The 16307-nt window shown below is 71.6% G+C and carries 15 protein-coding genes and 1 pseudogene; 10 read left to right on the top strand and 6 right to left on the bottom strand.

What is annotated here, in order from left to right:
• Positions 1-48 precede the first annotated feature (48 nt).
• The 4 genes from GHR20_RS00600 (at position 49) to GHR20_RS00615 (ending at position 6851) form a co-directional block, all read left to right on the top strand.
• Positions 49-1422, top strand: coding sequence for an ATP-grasp domain-containing protein (locus GHR20_RS00600; RefSeq protein ID WP_153811788.1), 1374 nt, complete (start codon positions 49-51; stop codon positions 1420-1422).
• Positions 1419-3431 (top strand): PEP/pyruvate-binding domain-containing protein, encoded by a 2013-nt coding sequence (locus GHR20_RS00605; protein WP_153811789.1) that lies wholly within the window; start codon positions 1419-1421, stop codon positions 3429-3431. Before GHR20_RS00600 ends, GHR20_RS00605 begins: the two co-directional genes overlap by 4 nt.
• Complete coding sequence (locus GHR20_RS00610; protein ID WP_153811790.1) at positions 3428-4801, top strand: MFS transporter; 1374 nt, start codon at positions 3428-3430, stop codon at positions 4799-4801. Before GHR20_RS00605 ends, GHR20_RS00610 begins: the two co-directional genes overlap by 4 nt.
• A 406-nt stretch (positions 4802-5207) precedes the next feature.
• Entirely contained in the window at positions 5208-6851 is a 1644-nt protein-coding gene (locus tag GHR20_RS00615; protein ID WP_153811791.1) for a M4 family metallopeptidase, read from the top strand.
• A 528-nt stretch (positions 6852-7379) separates the two neighbouring features.
• On the opposite strand, the gene GHR20_RS00620 is transcribed toward GHR20_RS00615, so the two are convergent.
• Entirely contained in the window at positions 7380-7973 is a 594-nt protein-coding gene (locus tag GHR20_RS00620) for a TetR/AcrR family transcriptional regulator (RefSeq protein WP_111581469.1), read from the bottom strand.
• A 130-nt stretch (positions 7974-8103) separates the two neighbouring features.
• Between GHR20_RS00620 and GHR20_RS00625 the strand changes: the two genes are divergently transcribed.
• Entirely contained in the window at positions 8104-8886 is a 783-nt protein-coding gene (locus GHR20_RS00625) for an SDR family oxidoreductase (protein WP_111581943.1), read from the top strand.
• Positions 8887-9049: 163 nt separating this feature from the next.
• A complete protein-coding gene (locus tag GHR20_RS00630; RefSeq protein ID WP_153811792.1) occupies positions 9050-9661 on the top strand; it encodes a class I SAM-dependent methyltransferase in 612 nt (203 codons plus the stop codon).
• A gap of 167 nt (positions 9662-9828) precedes the next feature.
• On the opposite strand, the gene GHR20_RS36630 is transcribed toward GHR20_RS00630, so the two are convergent.
• Entirely contained in the window at positions 9829-9996 is a 168-nt protein-coding gene (locus GHR20_RS36630; RefSeq protein ID WP_181515997.1) for a hypothetical protein, read from the bottom strand.
• Between the two features lie 135 nt (positions 9997-10131).
• Positions 10132-10425, bottom strand: a complete 294-nt coding sequence (locus GHR20_RS00635; protein ID WP_111581944.1) for a hypothetical protein — start codon at positions 10423-10425, stop codon at positions 10132-10134.
• Positions 10426-11121: 696 nt separating this feature from the next.
• Between GHR20_RS00635 and GHR20_RS00640 the strand changes: the two genes are divergently transcribed.
• Complete coding sequence (locus GHR20_RS00640; protein WP_243877820.1) at positions 11122-11568, top strand: hypothetical protein; 447 nt, start codon at positions 11122-11124, stop codon at positions 11566-11568.
• A 400-nt stretch (positions 11569-11968) separates the two neighbouring features.
• Here the strand turns inward: GHR20_RS00640 and GHR20_RS00645 are convergent, their stop codons facing one another.
• On the bottom strand, positions 11969-12412 hold the full coding sequence (locus GHR20_RS00645; RefSeq protein WP_153811794.1) for a helix-turn-helix domain-containing protein: 444 nt from the start codon (positions 12410-12412) through the stop codon (positions 11969-11971).
• A gap of 149 nt (positions 12413-12561) precedes the next feature.
• Between GHR20_RS00645 and GHR20_RS00650 the strand changes: the two genes are divergently transcribed.
• From GHR20_RS00650 to GHR20_RS00660, 3 genes are all read left to right on the top strand, one after another.
• Positions 12562-13458: a GNAT family N-acetyltransferase gene (locus tag GHR20_RS00650; protein ID WP_153811795.1), complete on the top strand. Its 897-nt coding sequence runs from the start codon at positions 12562-12564 to the stop codon at positions 13456-13458.
• A 238-nt stretch (positions 13459-13696) separates the two neighbouring features.
• Complete coding sequence (locus GHR20_RS00655) at positions 13697-14497, top strand: hypothetical protein (protein WP_153811796.1); 801 nt, start codon at positions 13697-13699, stop codon at positions 14495-14497.
• 138 nt (positions 14498-14635) lie between these two features.
• Positions 14636-15097, top strand: a complete 462-nt coding sequence (locus tag GHR20_RS00660) for a DUF5990 family protein (protein ID WP_153811797.1) — start codon at positions 14636-14638, stop codon at positions 15095-15097.
• A 134-nt stretch (positions 15098-15231) separates the two neighbouring features.
• Here GHR20_RS00660 and GHR20_RS00665 read toward each other — a convergent pair whose 3' ends face one another.
• A complete protein-coding gene (locus GHR20_RS00665) occupies positions 15232-15891 on the bottom strand; it encodes a lysophospholipid acyltransferase family protein (protein WP_153815753.1) in 660 nt (219 codons plus the stop codon).
• 258 nt (positions 15892-16149) lie between these two features.
• A pseudogene (locus GHR20_RS00670) lies at positions 16150-16244 on the bottom strand.
• Positions 16245-16307 lie beyond the last annotated feature (63 nt).

Below are 16307 nucleotides of genomic sequence, written 5' to 3' on the forward strand. Positions count from 1 at the left end.
GAGTGCTCCCGACATCAGACGCCGCGACATCGAAGGAGATGGGTCTACGTGAGCCAGGTGCTGTACGTGCATGCCAAGGGCGGACCCCCGGTGGGTCATGCCCTGACGCGGGTGGCCGGGAGGGCCGCGGTGCACCTGCTGGCGCTCAGCGAGCTGCCCGCGGAGGTGGCGGACGACGCGGCACGGCTGTGCGCCTCGGTGGTGACGCCTCCCCGGGCGGAGCACCGGGACCTCGTGGAGCTGATCGCCGCTCGCGCCCGCGCGGTGGGGGCGGACGCCGTCCTCACCTTCTCGGAGTACGCGGTGGTCGCGGTGGCCGAGGCGTGCCGGCGGCTCGGCCTGCGGGGTGCCGGCGGAGCCGCCGCCCTCGCCCGCGACAAGCGGCTGATGCGCGCCACATGGGAGCGTCGCGGCGTTCCGCAGCCCCGTTTCCGCGCCGTCGCGACGCTCCCCGAGCTGGAGCGGGCGATCACCCGATTGTCATGCCCATTGTTACTTAAGGCGGCGTGGAGCGCGGGTTCGACCGCTCACCAGATCATCGACGAGCCCGGCCAGGCGCGGCACGCCTGGCGCCGCTCGCGCGAGGTCATGGCGGAGTCGGCACAGCTCGGCTTCGCCGAGATGCATGTGCCGGGCGCGTCGGAGGACTTCATCGTCGAGGAGATCGTCACCGGACGGGCCGAGGAGTGGTTCGACGGCCCCGGCTGGGGTGACTACGTGAGCGTCGAGGGCGTCGTCGTCGACGGCGATTTCCGGCCGGTGTGCCTGAGCGGACGCATGCCGACCGTGTGGCCGTTCACCGAGCGCGCCGGTATCACCCCGGCCGCCGTCGAGAGCGGGGCCCAGCACAGGATCGTGGAGCTGGCCCGGCAGGCCGTGGACGCGCTGGGACTGGAGAACTGCGGTACCCACACGGAGATCAAGCTCGGCGCGGGCGGCCGGATGTGGGTCATCGAGACGGCCGCCCGGTTCGGGGGCGCGATGACCGTGCCGCAGATCGAGGACGTCTTCGGCCTCGACCTGGTCGGCATGTTCACCGATCAGCTGCTCGGCCGCTCCCCCGCCTGGCCCGCGCGGACGCTGACGCCCGCGGACGCCGACGGCGCGGCGGGCTCCCTGGTGGTGCTCGCGGTCGACGGCGAAGGCGCACCGTGGCCGCGGCGCCATCTGTGGGACTCCTCGACGGTGATCCGCAAGGCGCCGGTCGGCGCCGGCGGCACGCTGTCCGTGGTCCGGGAGAGTTCCCTCCCGGACGGCTCGCCGGTCCCCGTCTACGACCCCGCGGGCGGCGCCAACACCATGGCGGGGCTGTGTCTGCTGTCGGCCGACCGGCCGCAGTCCGTCGTACGCGACTTCACCGCCCTGGTGGACGCGCTGCCGGACATCCTGCCCCTGGACGCCGTCGAGGAGGCGCGCGCATGACGCCCGCACCGGAGGAGGCCCGCGCCGCCGACGCGGCGGGCGACCGTACCGTGGTCGGCGTCAACCTGTCGCTGCCGCTGTTCCGCACGCTGTCCGGCGTGCTGGCAGGACACCCGTACCTCAAGGTCGTGGTGGACCGGACCGAGGACACCTGGCATCTGCTCGACACCCGGGTGCACCCCTTCCATGTCGACTACATCGCCACGCGCGTCCTCGGCATGACGCCCCGCCAACTCGACGCGGAACTGGACGCGTTCAACGCCTCGGTGTACATGGCGCCCGACCGCCGCTTCCTGCTGGGCATCCTCTCGTTGCACAGCGACGAGGACGCCGACGGCGCCGAACGGCCCTTCCTCGTCCTGGAGACGACGGAGGCGGACACCATGCACGGCGCCCTGCTCCAGGAGTTCTACGACTACGTCCGCCACCGCGTCGACGGGCGCCTCCCGTTGCTGCTGAAGCCGGCGAACCACGGCCAGGAGCATGAACTGGCCCTGGTCGGCGACGCCCGCGTCCCGCGCATCCTGAGCCAGGAGCTGTTCGGCAGCCGCACCCGGACCTGCCTCAACCCGGGCGTGGCGGTGGGACGTCTGCGGTACTTCCGCGATCCGCAGGAGTACCGCGCCCACGCCGCGGACCTCGGCTGGGCGGACATCGTCGCCATGGCGGGCCTGCCCGACGACGTGCCCCGGGTGGCCGGGTTCATCAACACCCGCCCCACGACACCGCTTTCGCACACCAACGTGCTGGCCTCGGGCTGGGGTATCCCGAACGCGATCGTCCGCGACCTGGACGCCCTCGTCGAGCGGCACGGCCTGGACGACGCCTGGGTCCGCTACCGGGTCCAGGAGGACGCCGTCACCCTGGAACCGCTCTCCTGCGCCCCGGCGTTGGAGCGGCCGGTCTGGGACACCCAGCGCATCCAGATCGGCGCGCCGCTCATCGAGGACGCGCCGATCCTGGATCTGCACCGGCTGCGGCTCGACGACCGGGACAGCTACGGCACGAAGGCCGCCCACCTCGGCGAACTGCACCATGTGCTGGACAGCCGTACCGCGGACCTGACCGCCTTCTACGCCCGCCCGCGCCCGCCGCGGCCGGATCTGCTCGCCCATCTCGGCGCGCGGCTCGGTGAGCCGGAAGCGCCCCTGGAGCGGCTCCGGTCCTCGGCCGCCGAACGCGTGGCCCGGACGGTCCGGGCGCCGCGGGGCGTGGCGCTGCCGTTCCATCTGCACCATCTCTACCTGACCTCGTCGCCGGCGCTCCAACAGGGCATCGGCAAGCTGAAGATGGCGCTCGAGCTCGACGCGCTCGACATGATCGACTCGCTCTCGCTGGGTCTCCAGCACCTGATGCGGAGCACGCCGATGCCCGAGGAGGTGGCACGGGCCATCACCGGAGCCGTGCCGCGGCTGCTGGCCGACGGCCGGCGTCTGGTGGTGCGTTCCTCGTCCAACGCCGAGGATCTGCCGGGGTTCTCGGCAGCGGGCATCTACGACTCGGTGACGACCGTGCGCGGCACGGATCAGCTGATGGACGCCGTCGTCCATGTGTGGGCGTCGCTGCTGTCGCCGCGGAGCGTGCGGATGCGGCACCAGGTCGGCATCTCGCTGGACGACACCTACATGGGGGTGATCGTCCAGGAGTACACGCCGGCCGACCTCGGGGGCGTGCTGGTCACCTGCAACCCGACGCGCCGGGAGGACTTCCGGAACACGTACCTCAACTGCACGGCCGGTTCGCCCGAGCGCGTGGTGGACGGCACGGTCCTGCCCCACCAGTACCTGTACAACACGGTCGAGGGCGGCGGCCGTACGGTGGCCGTCGGATCCTCGGGCACGGACCTGCCTGCGGACACGAGGGGCGCGCTGGCCGGGCTGGCCCTGGCCGGACGCCTGCTGCAGTCCCACTTCAGCGAGGACGACCCGGACGACGCCCTGGACATCGAGTGGCTGATGACCGACGAGGGGGCGTTCCAGCTGGTCCAGGTCCGCCCGTACGCCCGGTGAGGCGCCGTACGCCCGCTCTGTGGCGCGGCGCTCCGCGGGCGGACCTGACCCCGGCGGCCCGCCGGGTGATCCGCCTCAACAACGGGTTCCAGCTGCTGTTCAACCTGCTGTGGTGGATGCCCGTCTTCTACGCCTACCAGCGGGACGCGGGCCTGTCCGACGGCCAGATCTTCGGCATCCAGAGCATCTACTACATCGCCTTCTGCCTCTTCGAGATCCCCACCGGGCTCGTCGCCGACCGCATCGGCGCGCGCAACTGCCTGTGGGCGGGCGCGGTGGTCATGACGGCGGCGAATCTGATGCCGGTGTTCTCCCCCTCGTACACGGGCTTCCTGATCCACTTCCTGGCCATCGCCGCGGGGCGCTCCCTGACCTCGGGCGCGGCTAGCGCCTGCCTCTACGACGGGCTGCGCGCGGAAGCGGCGGACGCCCACTACCTCCGCGCGGAGGGTACGGCGCGGGCCCTGGGCCTGGCGGCCAAGGTCGTCTGCTGGCCGCTGGTGGGACCGCTGATGGTGCTGGCGCCGCAGACTCCGTACGTGCTGAGCGCGGCGAGCGCGGCGGGCTCGCTCGGCTGCGCCCTCGCCCTGCCACGGCTCGCTCCAGGCGGCGCGCGCGGGGCGGCACGCTCCCCCGGACGGCGCGCGGCCTCGCCGCTGCGCGACACCGGCGCCGCGCTGCGGGCCCTTCGGTCGTCGCCGTGGCTCGCCCTGCTCATGGTCCAGGGCGTGGCGGTCTTCACACTGTCGCGGATCTGCCAGGTCAACCTCTTCCAACCGATGCTGCTGGACCACGGCATCGGCGAGAGCGCCACCGGCAGTGTGCTCGCGGCGATGACGGTCGCCGAGGCGGTCGCGTCCGCGCGGCCCCAGTGGCTGGGGTCCCGGCTGTCGCCCACGGCCTGGGTGTCCTTGCTGAGTGTCGCGCTCGCGGCCACGCTGGCGGGCACCACCGCCGGCGGCCCGTGGACGGTGGCCGCGCTGCTCTGCGTGTTCGCCGCGATCACCGGCCTCTGCTATCCGGTACAGCGCAAACTCATCAACGACGCGATCCCGAAGGGCGCTCCGCGTGCCACCCTGCTGTCGGTGGAGAGCATCGTGGACCGCGGTGTGTGCGCCCTGGCCGCGGTGGCCGCGGGCGCCTATCTGGCGGCGGGCCGGCTCGATGCCCTGCTGTGGCAGTCGGCCGCCGTCACCTGTGTGCTGATCCCGGCCCTTCATCTGGCGCTGCGCCGCGCGAACCGGGCGGCGCGGACGCGGGGCGCGGGTACGGCACCCGGTGCGGGCCCGGCATCCGGGCGGGCGGGGGCTCTCCCGGTCGAGGAACCCGTCGCACTGCCCGTCGACGAGGGAGCCGCGCCGAGGCCCTGACCGGAGGCGGGGCCGATCGGGAGCACGCCGGACGGCCGGCCCCGCCGACGCGCCGGGCGTGGGCCGGTGTTCGCGCGGCCGCGCCCGGCGTTCACCGCGCGAGGGCGGTGCGCGCGCTTGCCCGGCAGTTCGCGCGGTCTACACATGCGGAACAGGCTGTGCGTCGCCTGTGAAGGAGGCGTGGGGTTGTTGTCGTTTGTGACCCAGGTGCATAGCGCGAGCGGCCGTTGCTGGGGTTTTCTCTGGGTGTCACTGCCAACCACCCACACAGTGAAGGGATTTGAGAGGCAGTGGACTTTTGCCCAGCATTGGCATGCCCCTGACATTCAGGGTGTGCCCTTCATGTGGCTCACACCGGCCGGCCCCACACCGACCGGGAAATCCCCCCACGGAAAGAGAAGCCCGCATGACCCACGGCAGCATACGTCGCCAGCGCACGACCCTCGCCGCGGCCACCGCGGTGGCCGCCGCGGCCGCCCTGTTGAGCACCTCGCTCACCGCCTCGGCCGCCACCCGGCCCACCGCCGACGCCGCCCGCCCGGCCGGTGCGCCCGCCGCCCTGTCGGCCGCCGCCCGCACCGGTCTCATCCGGCACGCGCAGGCCGGGCTCGCCCAGACCGCCAAGTCCCTCGGCCTGGGCAGCGAGGAGAAGCTGGTCTTCAAGGACGTCGTCAAGGACGCGGACGGCACCGTCCACACCCGGTACGAGCGCACCTACGCGGGCCTCCCGGTGCTCGGCGGCGACCTGATCGTGCACACCGCCAAGTCCGGCGGCACGGAGGGCGTGACCAGAGCGTCGAAGGCCACGCTGAAGCTCGCCTCGCTCACCCCGCGGATCGCCCCGGCCACGGCGCGCAAGCAGGCCCTGGGCCTGGCGAAGAAGGACCGTTCGGCGAAGCCCGCCGTCGACCGGGCTCCGCGCAAGGTCGTCTGGGCGGCGGCCGGCAAGCCCGTCCTCGCCTACGAGACGGTGATCGGCGGCTTCCAGGACGACGGCACGCCGAACCAGCTGCACGTCATCACCGACGCCGCCACCGGCAAGAAGCTCTTCCAGTACCAGGGCATCGAGACCGGCGTCGGCAACACCCAGTACAGCGGCAAGGTCGACCTGACCACGGCGCAGTCGGGCTCGTCGTACACCCTCACCGACGACTCCCGCGGCGGCCACAAGACGTACAACCTGGACCACCAGCAGGACGGCACCGGCACGTTGCTCTCCCAGGACAACGACACCTGGGGCGACGGCACGACGTCGAACGCCGCGACCGCCGCGGCCGACGCCGCCTACGGCGCGCAGGAGACCTGGGACTTCTACAAGAACACGTTCGGGCGCAGCGGCATCAAGAACGACGGTGTCGGCGCGTACTCCCGTGTCCACTACGGCGACTCGTACGTGAACGCGTTCTGGGACGACAGCTGCTTCTGCATGACGTACGGCGACGGTACGGGGAACAACGACCCGCTGACCGCGCTGGACGTCGCCGGCCACGAGATGAGCCACGGTGTCACCTCCAACACGGCGGGCCTCGAGTACTCGGGCGAGTCGGGCGGCCTGAACGAGGCGACCTCCGACATCTTCGGCACGGGCGTGGAGTTCTACGCGAACAACAGCTCGGACCCCGGTGACTACCTCATCGGCGAGAAGATCAACATCAACGGCGACGGCAAGCCGCTGCGCTACATGGACAAGCCCAGCAAGGACGGCGGTTCCGCCGACTACTGGTCCTCGTCCGTCGGCGACCAGGACGTCCACTACTCCTCCGGCGTCGCCAACCACTTCTTCTACCTGCTGTCCGAGGGCAGCGGCGCGAAGACCGTGAACGGGGTCGACTACGACTCGCCGACCAAGGACGGCTCGACGGTCACCGGTATCGGCCGGGACAAGGCCCTCCAGATCTGGTACAAGGCGCTGACGTCGTACTTCACGTCGACCACCAACTACGCCGACGCCCGCAAGGGCACGCTGTCCGCGGCGACCGACCTGTACGGCGCCGACAGCGCCGAGTACAAGGCCGTCGAGGCGGCCTGGACCGGGGTCGACGTGCACTGAGCCGTCCCGCTCCCGCTCGCACGACGGTGGCACCCGGGCCTGTGGCCCGGGTGCCACCCGCGTTTCCACCGCCCCGGCCGTCCGTCGACCGACGAACGCTGAAACGCCCGGGGCGGGACGGCCGCAGGGTCGGACCGTCGGCTTCGGCGAGAATCACGACGCTCTCAGACCCCGCGCACCGCACGTCGGCGTACCAGGTCGGCCACGCCTTGGCCACGTCCGGCGTGGCGGGTTCGGTCGCGGACGCGGCACGTGCGGGAACCGGCCGAGTGCCGCACCGGCGTCGGCTCGGCGGCGGCATCGATTTCCGCCCGACTGCCCGGGTGTGCACGGCGAGCACCGACTGTACGGCGCCTGCCGGGCAGTCAGCCTCGGCTGCGGCCGGTTCGCCAGCGCCCAGCGGGATACGGGCGGAGGGCTCTTATCGTTGGCCCCGCGCGGCGCGCCGCGGCACGGGGCTTCGGTCGCGGGCGCGGCGGAGCCGTCGCGCGCCCCCCACCCCGCCGAACCAGGCTTCCGGAGGTCCTCTCACGGGGTGCCGCGCAGGCCGGTCAGCAGGATCTCCAGGGCCAGTTCGGTGGCTTCCCCGACCGGTGTCCCGTCCAGCAGATCGCCGACGGCGAGCACGGCCAGGCCGTGGACGGTGGAGAAGGCGACCTGGGCGAGGCGCACCGCGTCGCCGGAACGGACGGCGCCGGTCCGCTGGGCCTCGGCGATCAGCCCGGCCGCGATCTCCAGGCTGCGGTGCCCGAGCACCCGGATCTCGGCGTCCGGCTCCTTCTCGTGCTTGACGGTGAACATCAGCTCCAGCAGGGCGGGCCGCTCGGTCGCGAACCCCACGTAGGCGCGCCCCAGCGACGCCATCCGCTGCTCGACGGGGCCGGGGCCTTCGCCCGCCGCCTCCATGCGCCGGTTCAGGTCGGTGAAACCGTCGACCACGAGCGCGTCCAGCACGGCCTGCCGGTCGCGGAAATGACGGGTCGGGGCGGCGTGGCTCACGCCGAGGTCCCGGGCCAGCCCCCGCAGGGACAACCCGACGGCGCCGCTCTCGGCCAGCACTTCCTCCGCCCGCTCCAGCAGAGCGGCTCGCAGATTGCCGTGGTGGTAAGAGCCCTCGGCCATGCTTCTCTCCCGATGTTGTCAGTTGACTACAATGATGGCACGTGCCTACATTGGCGGGGCCGGCCCACCCCGAACGACCGGCCGACCGACCGACCGACCGACGGAAGCGGAGCCACCTCCCATGCCCACCATGTCCTATCAGGGGACCACCGCCCTGATCACCGGCGCCAGTTCCGGCCTGGGCGAGGAGTTCGCCCGGCAGTGGGCCGAGCGCGGCGCCGACGTCGTGCTCGTCGCCCGCCGCCTCGACCGGTTGGAGACCCTCGCCGCCGAGCTGGAGCGACGGCACTCCGTCTCCGCCACGCCGATAGCCGTGGACCTCGCCGAGCCGGGCGCCGGCATCGCGCTGCGCGAGGAACTCGCCGCGCGCGGCAGGTCCGTGCAGACCCTGATCAACAACGCCGGATTCGGCAGCCACGGCACCTTCGCGGAGCAGGACCCGGAGCAGATCGCCCGCATGGTCCGGCTCAACGTCGGGGCGGTCGCCGAGCTGAGCCGGGCCTTCCTTCCGCAGCTGGCCGCCGACGGCCGCGGCGCCCTGGTCAACGTCGCCAGCACGGCGGCCTACCAGCCCACCCCGGCCATGGCCGTGTACGGCGCCACCAAGGCATTCGTCCTCAGCCTGACCGAGGCGCTCGCCCACGAGAACCGCGACCGCGCGCTGCGGGTGCTGGCGGTGTCCCCCGGACCGGTCGCCACGGAGTTCTTCGACGTCGTCGGGAGCCGGAAGGCGGTCGTCGGCCGGATGGCCACGGCCGCCGACGTGGTGGCGGCGACCCGGCACGCCCTGGAGGGCCGCCGCACCCCGGCCAGCGTCATCGCCGGGCTCGGCAACCGCGTGTCGGCCACGGCGGCCCGGCTCGCCCCGCGCCGCATCGCCCTGGCCGCGGCCGGCCGGGCCCTGGGGGCGTGACCGGGTAGGTCGCGGCCCACGCGATGACCACAAGGGGTTCGTCCACGAACCGTCGCCCCTGATCTGGACATCGGGTCGTCCTCGACCTGGACATCGATTCGAGCGGGACGGAAACCGAGGGCCGCGGCAGTGGACCGGCCCGCCATGAACAAAGGAGCAGACGATGCCGAGCACGTGGGTGAACAGGTTCCGACCGGTGGCCGTCGCGGCGATCGCCGCCGTCCGCAGACCACTGGAAGTGGCGGACCCGTTCGCCGACGTCCAGGCCGCGACCCGGCGGCACCGGCGCGCCCACCATTGCGGGGCGTTCGCCTACGGGGAGGGGTCGTTGCCCGCCGCGATCGTGGCGGCGGTCGGCGCCCGGCGGATCGTGGAGGTCGGTACGGCACTGGGTTACACGGCGCTCTCGATGGCCCACGCGGCACCGGGCGCGCGCGTGGAGACCATCGACATGGACCCGATCCACGTCCGCCTGGCCCGGGAGCAGATCGCCGCGCACCGGATGGACGACCGCATCGACGTCCTGCCGGGCAACGCCGAGACGGTCCTCGGGGCTCTGGACGGCGGCTCCTACGACGTGGCGTTCTTCGACGGATTCACGCCGACCGGCGACGTCGTCCGAGAACTCCACCGCCTGCTGCGGATCGGCGGGACACTGATCGCCGGCAACCTGATCCTGGGCCCGGACCAGGCGGTCACCTCCCATCTTGGCGACACGTCCCGCTGGCAGACGCACTCCTTCGGCGAGACGGCGTTGTGCGTGAAACTCGCCTGAGCCACGGCTCACCGGCGCCACCCCGACCACGCGCCGGTCGGCCCGGCGACGGGGTCGAGGCCGCTGAGCCGACCGGCCGGTGTCATTGCGTGAGGACGTGAGCCACAGGGTGGGGCGGGTGGTCCTCCGGCCGGCCTCGGAACGTTCTGGGGTCCGAGGTCGCCCCGTCACCTTCTGCGGGGCCAGCCGCTGCCGATCCCCGCGACGTGCAGGGCCAGTGCGGTCAGCCCCAGAAGCATGATGTTGACGGACGAGAACGTGTGATTGGTGCTGATCTCGGCCGCGTTGATGAGGAACGACACGAAGAACAGCACTGCCGCGACGATGCCAAGCATGACGAGCCCCTCTCGATAGGAAGTGAAACCCGTATGCCCGGCCGACGCCCTCACAGACCTGGGCGGCCCCGCCGAAGCCATATGGGCCCGCCCGGCAGCACCCTGGCCGCTCCCTCATGGCGAAGTGACGGGGGCTCAGGCGTGGACGTGACGGGAGTTCGCCGTCCCGTGCGGGGCGGCGTGATGTGCGGGCCGGCCCGTCGCGGGAACGGCGAGACGCCGCAGGGACAGGCCCGCGGTGACGAGGAGAGCGGTGAAGACGCCCAGGAGAAGGACGGACACCCACATCTGCCGGCTCCCGGGCGCTTGCCAGCCGGACCACGCCGTGGCCCCCGCCCACAGCAGGACACCCGCGGCGTAGAAGGAACGGACACGGTGCAACTGCCGCACAGCCCGCAGGAATTCGATACGTTCGATCTTCGGTGCCATGCCGAGCCGTGTACCCCGATATGCGACGAGCATCAGCGCTGACCAGCACCTGCTCGTTCTGCGCCGTCTCTAAGGGCCGGTGGGGTGCCGGCTACCGGTCAGGTCGAGGGCGTGCTGGGCGAGCCATTGGTCGTGGACGGCACGGGGTGGCCGCAGCAGGGAGCGCCGGAGCAGTGTCTCGCTCCGTGCCAGGCGCTTGCGCGTCGACTCCTCGATCCTGTGGTGTGGTGGTCCGTGCGGGGTGGGGTGTCCGGCGGTGCCGCAGTGCACAGCGAACCGGGACGGCGCGAATGGGGGGCCGTTGGCGTACGGGCGTTTCCACCGGTCGGCCAGACAGCCCCACTCCAGGCCACCCATCCGGCCGTGCACCGCCCCTTCTGCCCTTTACGCCATTCGCCCCATACGGGTACGGCGGCCGAGCGGCACGTCACCGCCCATCGTCCGGGGTCGGCGGAACGAGCTACGGGGCGGCTCCGCCGCTGAACGGCCCGGATGGGTGTCATCCGAGCGGCGCACTGCATCAGCCCGCCCTCTTGGTGGTAGGTCTGACCGGTGCCGGGCGCGAGCGCGACCTCCCGGTCACTCAGGCCCCGATCAGGAGTGAGAATGTCCCCAAACCAGGCGTCCTCGGCGTCAAGCGGTATCCGACGGCCTCCGCTGCGGGAACGGTGGCGCCGGGCACTGGACGATCACACCGTGCCCACCCAGCGCTCGCTCATGGCCGCCTGGCTCGGCTTCGGCTGCACCTTCGGCGCGGCACGGCTGATCACTCACGGCATCCGGGGCGGCTGGCTGCCCTGGGGGAACATCTCCGCCGGCCAGACCCACCTGCACCACTACAACTTCGGTATCGCCACGCTCGCGGGCGTCGGACTGGTGGCGGTCCGTGGCGACGAGACCTATGTCGGCCACCCCGGGATCGGTGCCCTGTACGGTGCGGGTACGGCGTTGATCGCCGACGAGTTCGCCCTGCTTCTCGACCTCAAGGACGTGTACTGGGCCAGGCAGGGACGCATCAGCGTGGACGTCTCCCTGGGCATCCTCAGCGCGATGGGTCTCTATCTGACCGCCATCCCGTTCTGGCACGAGATCACCAAGGTCACCCGCGACCATCTCCAGGGGAGCGCGGCGGGCGCGGTGTGAGCGCCGTGAACCGGCCCCGGTGAAACCCGGCCGAGGCACGTTGGCCGATGCCTACGCGTCCCGGTCCTTCACACGGGACAGCAGCCTCGGACATATAAACCGCCCGGACAACCCGCTCCAGATCAGCGAACCGATGCTCACGATGGTCGACGGAAATCCTGACGGCACCACCACGGACCATCCGCGAGCGCCTCAGCTGGGAGATGGTCAAGGAGACAGGTCGCAGCCGAGCCGCCATGGCTCCGGCGGCCGGGGTGCGGCCGATCGTGCCGACGGGGCGTGCGGAACTGGTCGAGCAGTGCGTGGCCGTACAGGGTGGACGCTGTCCATCTGGTCGTCCGACACAACGGCGCAACCGCCGGAACCGGCCCGACTGTCCGGCTCATCTCGTCCGTCCGGTCTATCCGGTCGCTTCTGTGATGACGCCACGGCCGGAGGGCGAATGGAGTTGTGCGCGAGCCGAGCCACCGCAATGCGCGCACACCACCGCCGCCTCGAAGCGGTGCCCGCAGGCGTGCTGGAAGCGCATCGGCGGGTCCTCGGCATTCAGATGCCGATCACCCCACGCCATCAACGTCAGCAACACGTCGTTGAGTTCCGCGCCCGCCTCGGTCAGGTGGTACTCGTAACGCGGAGGATGCGCGCTGTACAGCTCACGGCGCACGATTCCCGTGGCCTCCAACTTGCGCAACCGAGTGGTCAGAATGTCCCTCGGTGCCCCCGTGTTCGCCGCGATCCCCCCGAACCGGCGCACACCATGACTGAGTTCACGCACGACAAGAAGAGCCCAGCGCTCCCCCACAAGGCTCAAAGTGTCCGTTATAGAGCATTCCCGAGGCGACATGCCTGCGAGAATATCCCGGAGCTCGAATCAAAGATGTGCAGGGGATGAGCTCGAAGGATCATCGGCGTACTCGCCCGCTCGGCGCGCGTCATGCGTCCGGCGCCGTATCCGGTCTACCCGCCCGGCCGGTCGGCCGGAGAAGGCGAAGCATGCGCACGGACGACTGGCACCACACCCACGACGTCGACGATTTCCTTGCCCACGCCCGTACGTTCCTGCACGCACAACCCGTCCGGCACATCGTGACCCTGTCCATGCTCCAGAGACTCCAGGAGCAGGAGGCAGGCACGGACCGCACGCAAACCGCCACGTCCAGAACGTACGCCCCCGTCTTCGGCTGGGCAGAGCAGGACGGCGAGGTCCGTGGGACCTTCTACCACCTGCCCTCCGGCGGCATCGGGCTCACTCCCCTCTCCCCCGCGCAGGCCGACGCCCTCGCCGTCCGGCTGGCCGGACTCGGATATTCGCTGCCGTACGTCAGCGCCGACCACGACACCGCGACCGCGTTCGCGAAGGCGTGGCGGCGGCACGCCGGAGTGGGAGCGGCGGTGCGGGTGCGGCTGTGCCTGTACCGGCTCGGAGAGCCGACCCCGCCGCAGCCGGTTCCGGCGGGGCAGGGGCGACTCGTCGGCGAGGGCGATCGGGAGCAACTGATGGGATGGTGCCGGGAGTTCGCGGCCGATGTCGAGGAGGACGTGACCATCGACGCCGGTACGTGGACGGGCACGCGGTTCGCCCGCAAGCGGTACACGTTCTGGGAGTTGCCCGACGGCGTGCCGGTCTCCATGGCGGGGGTGAATCCGATGCTGGCCGGGGTGGCCCAGGTGGATCCCGTCTACACCCCGGCCCGCTTCCGGGGACGCGGCTACGCGGCGGCGGTGACGGTGGCGGTCAGCCGGGCGGCGCTGGCCGCGGGCGCGGAGAGTGTCGTCCTGTTCACGAACGCGGCCAATGCGACGAGTAACGCCCTTTATCAGCGCCTCGGGTATGTCCGGGTGGCCGAATGGGCGGTGTACGACTTCGCAGAGCCTCAGCCCCAGCTGTAGGCGTAGGCGGGCGGGACACGGAGCGAGGCGCGGCGTTTGGGCCACTCCCCTGTTGCCTGTCCGCCCTGAGACGACGGTGGCCGGTGACGGCCGGTTCCGGGATTGCGCTGTGCCAGGCTCCCGGCAACTATTCCCGACTGAACCGTGGCCGTGCGACGAGCGCGGCACCTGACCTCTCGACAGCCTCGTCACCTGACCTGACCTGACCTGACCGGGCCTGAACGAAAGCGAGTCGTACATGACCTCCCCGAGACCCCTCAGCTCCGCCACCGCATGGCTGGTGCGCCTGTTATCCGCGCTCACCCTGGTCGCGGGCGGTGTCGTCTTCTTCTCCGGCACAGCCGAGGCCGCGACCATATGCGGCAACGTCTCGGTGCCGCCGGGCTACGTGATCACCTCGGAGTCGCTCACCGGAAGCTGTACCGGCGGCTACCTGACCGAGACCATCCAGCCGCCGTCCAACGGACTCGCCGTCTGCCTGAACGGCCCGATCCCGACCGGCTACGCGGTCACGTCGATCTACAGCACCAACAACTGCAGCCAGTACCAGACCGGTCGGATCAACACCGTCACCAACGGGATGCGGATCTGCGGGAATTCCAACGGATCGCTGCCGAGCGGCTACGTGATCACCAGTGAGGGACCGGACAGTACGTGCTCGCAGTGGTACGGCGAGACGGTCAACGTCGCGAGCAACGGCATTGCGGTGTGCGGCAATTCACCGATCCCCGCCGCCTACGTGATCACCTCCAGCTACCAGAACGCGGCCTGCGGCATCTACCTCGGCGCCCGGCTCAACACCGCCTCCGACGGCATGACGTTCTGCGGCAATTCACCGATCCCGGCCAATTACGTGATCACCGCGAACTTCCAGCTCAGCAGCTGCGGCCAGTACCTGGGCGGTCGCCTGAACGTGGCCTACAACGGCATCATCGCCTGCGCCGACTCCCCCACCCCGCCCGGATACTGGGTCTCCGCCAACGGCATCCAGTCCTCCGCGTGCAGCCCCTACCTGGCGGAACGCCTGAACAACAGCTGATCCCGGCATCTCCGGTGAGCGGGCCGGGGCGCGGTGGCGTGACCTCGGTCTGGCGCTCGCCTCGGTCGGCGGACATCCTCCGGAGCCGTAGCCCGGGAGGGCACTGACCATTCTCCCCGCCGGGCCCACACTGGTGGCATGCATCTGCGCATCGAAGGTCACACCCTCCCCGGCCGGGACTGCGGCGCCGGCCCCGGGTTTCCGGGGGTCAGCGGGATCGAGGTCGGGGTCCAGCGCAAGGACCGGCCCGCCGAGCTGCTCGATCCGCGGCCGGGCGACGCGTCGTCGGCGACCTGGACGCTCTCCTGCTCGTTCGCCGCCGACGGCGCACTGCGTGGTCCGTACGTGCAGAACCGGCTCGGCGGGCGCTTCGTGTACCTCTCCTGGCTCGGCAGACAGCCCGGCGAGGAGGCGTCGCGGATGTTCCGGCGCGCCAAGCTGATGCTCGCCGACGTTGCGCCGCGGGTGCTCGCCGAGGCCCGGCTGAGCGGCGTACTGGTGGGTCGGCTCGCCCTCACCGACGCCCAGGGCCTTCCGCTGTGCGGGCGGGTACTGCCCCCGGCGATCATCTGGAGCGCCGACGAGCCGTCGGACGCCTGAGCCTACGGCTTCCCCCGGTGACGGCGACCGCACGGGCGCCAGGGCCGGCCCTTGCACCGCTCGGCGACGGCGGTGTCGTCGAGGAGTAAGCCCGCCACAACGGCCGCGCCGACTTCCGGATGAGCCGCGGAGCTTCAGGCCGCCGCCGCGGGCTCGTTCAGACGGGTGGCCGCGGTCTTCCAGGCGGCGGTGACGGCGAGGTGGGCCTGCGTGGTGGCCGCCTGTCCGTCTCCGTCGAGCCGCAGTGGCCGTCCGACGTGGAGGTGGAGGCGGGGGCGCCGCAGCGGGGCGGTCGCGAGGCCCGCGAGCTGCTTCACGGCCGAGCCGGAGGTGACACGGCGTGCACCGGCCTGGCCGACCGGGATCACGGGCGCGCCGGTGCGGTACGCGAGCCGGGCGAGGCCCCGGCGGAAGGTGCCCGGCGCGGCTTCCGTCGCGTCCTTGCGGTCGGGCAGGCCGCCCTCGGCGTAGATGAGGATGTGCCGGCCCTGTTCCAGCGCCTCCTGGGCGAGGGCGATCGCCTGGGGCGCGCGGGGATCACCGCGGTGGACGGGGATGTGGCCCTCGCGGGCGAGGGCGCGGCCGAGCAGCGGCACGCGCCACAGGCCGGCGGTCGCCATGATGACGGGCCGGGCGCCGAGGCGGTGCAGTGCGGCCAGGACGATCGCCGGGTCCGCGAGCGAGGTGTGGTTGGCCGCGATGATCCCGGCCGGGGGGAGGTCGACGTCTTCGTCGGTGGTGATCGTCAGCCGTCCGACGGCGGGGATCAGGTGATCGGCGAGGCGGCTGAGCATCAGGTTCTCCGGTTCGCTCGGGAAGAATCCCATCGTCGCCGATGGAGCCGTGAGCGCGCCTGAGTGTCTGTACTCATCTCTCAGCCAAGGGGGATGAGCAGATCGGTGATCGGTACCCTGCCGAGCGGTTCGCCGGAAGCGCCCGCGTGCCGTGTGAGAAACACCGTCACGGCGCTCGGCCCGCGGATCTCGACGGCGGCTCCGGGCGGGACACGCGACCGTGCCGTCGCGTGTCCCGCCCGTACACGGGCCTCAAGGCGGAGAGGGCAGGATTTGAACCTGCGTGGGCCCCGAAGGGCCCGACCTCGAGACGAGCTCGGCGGTCCCCGATAAGCCGCTCCGGGCACCTCTCCCTGTTCCCGGCCCCGGTGGTTCCCGGTGCCGTTCACAGGAAGAAGACTGGCAGGGACCGCTGA

The sequence above is a fragment of the Streptomyces sp. SUK 48 genome, assembly GCF_009650765.1.
In the GTDB taxonomy this organism is placed as follows: domain Bacteria; phylum Actinomycetota; class Actinomycetes; order Streptomycetales; family Streptomycetaceae; genus Streptomyces.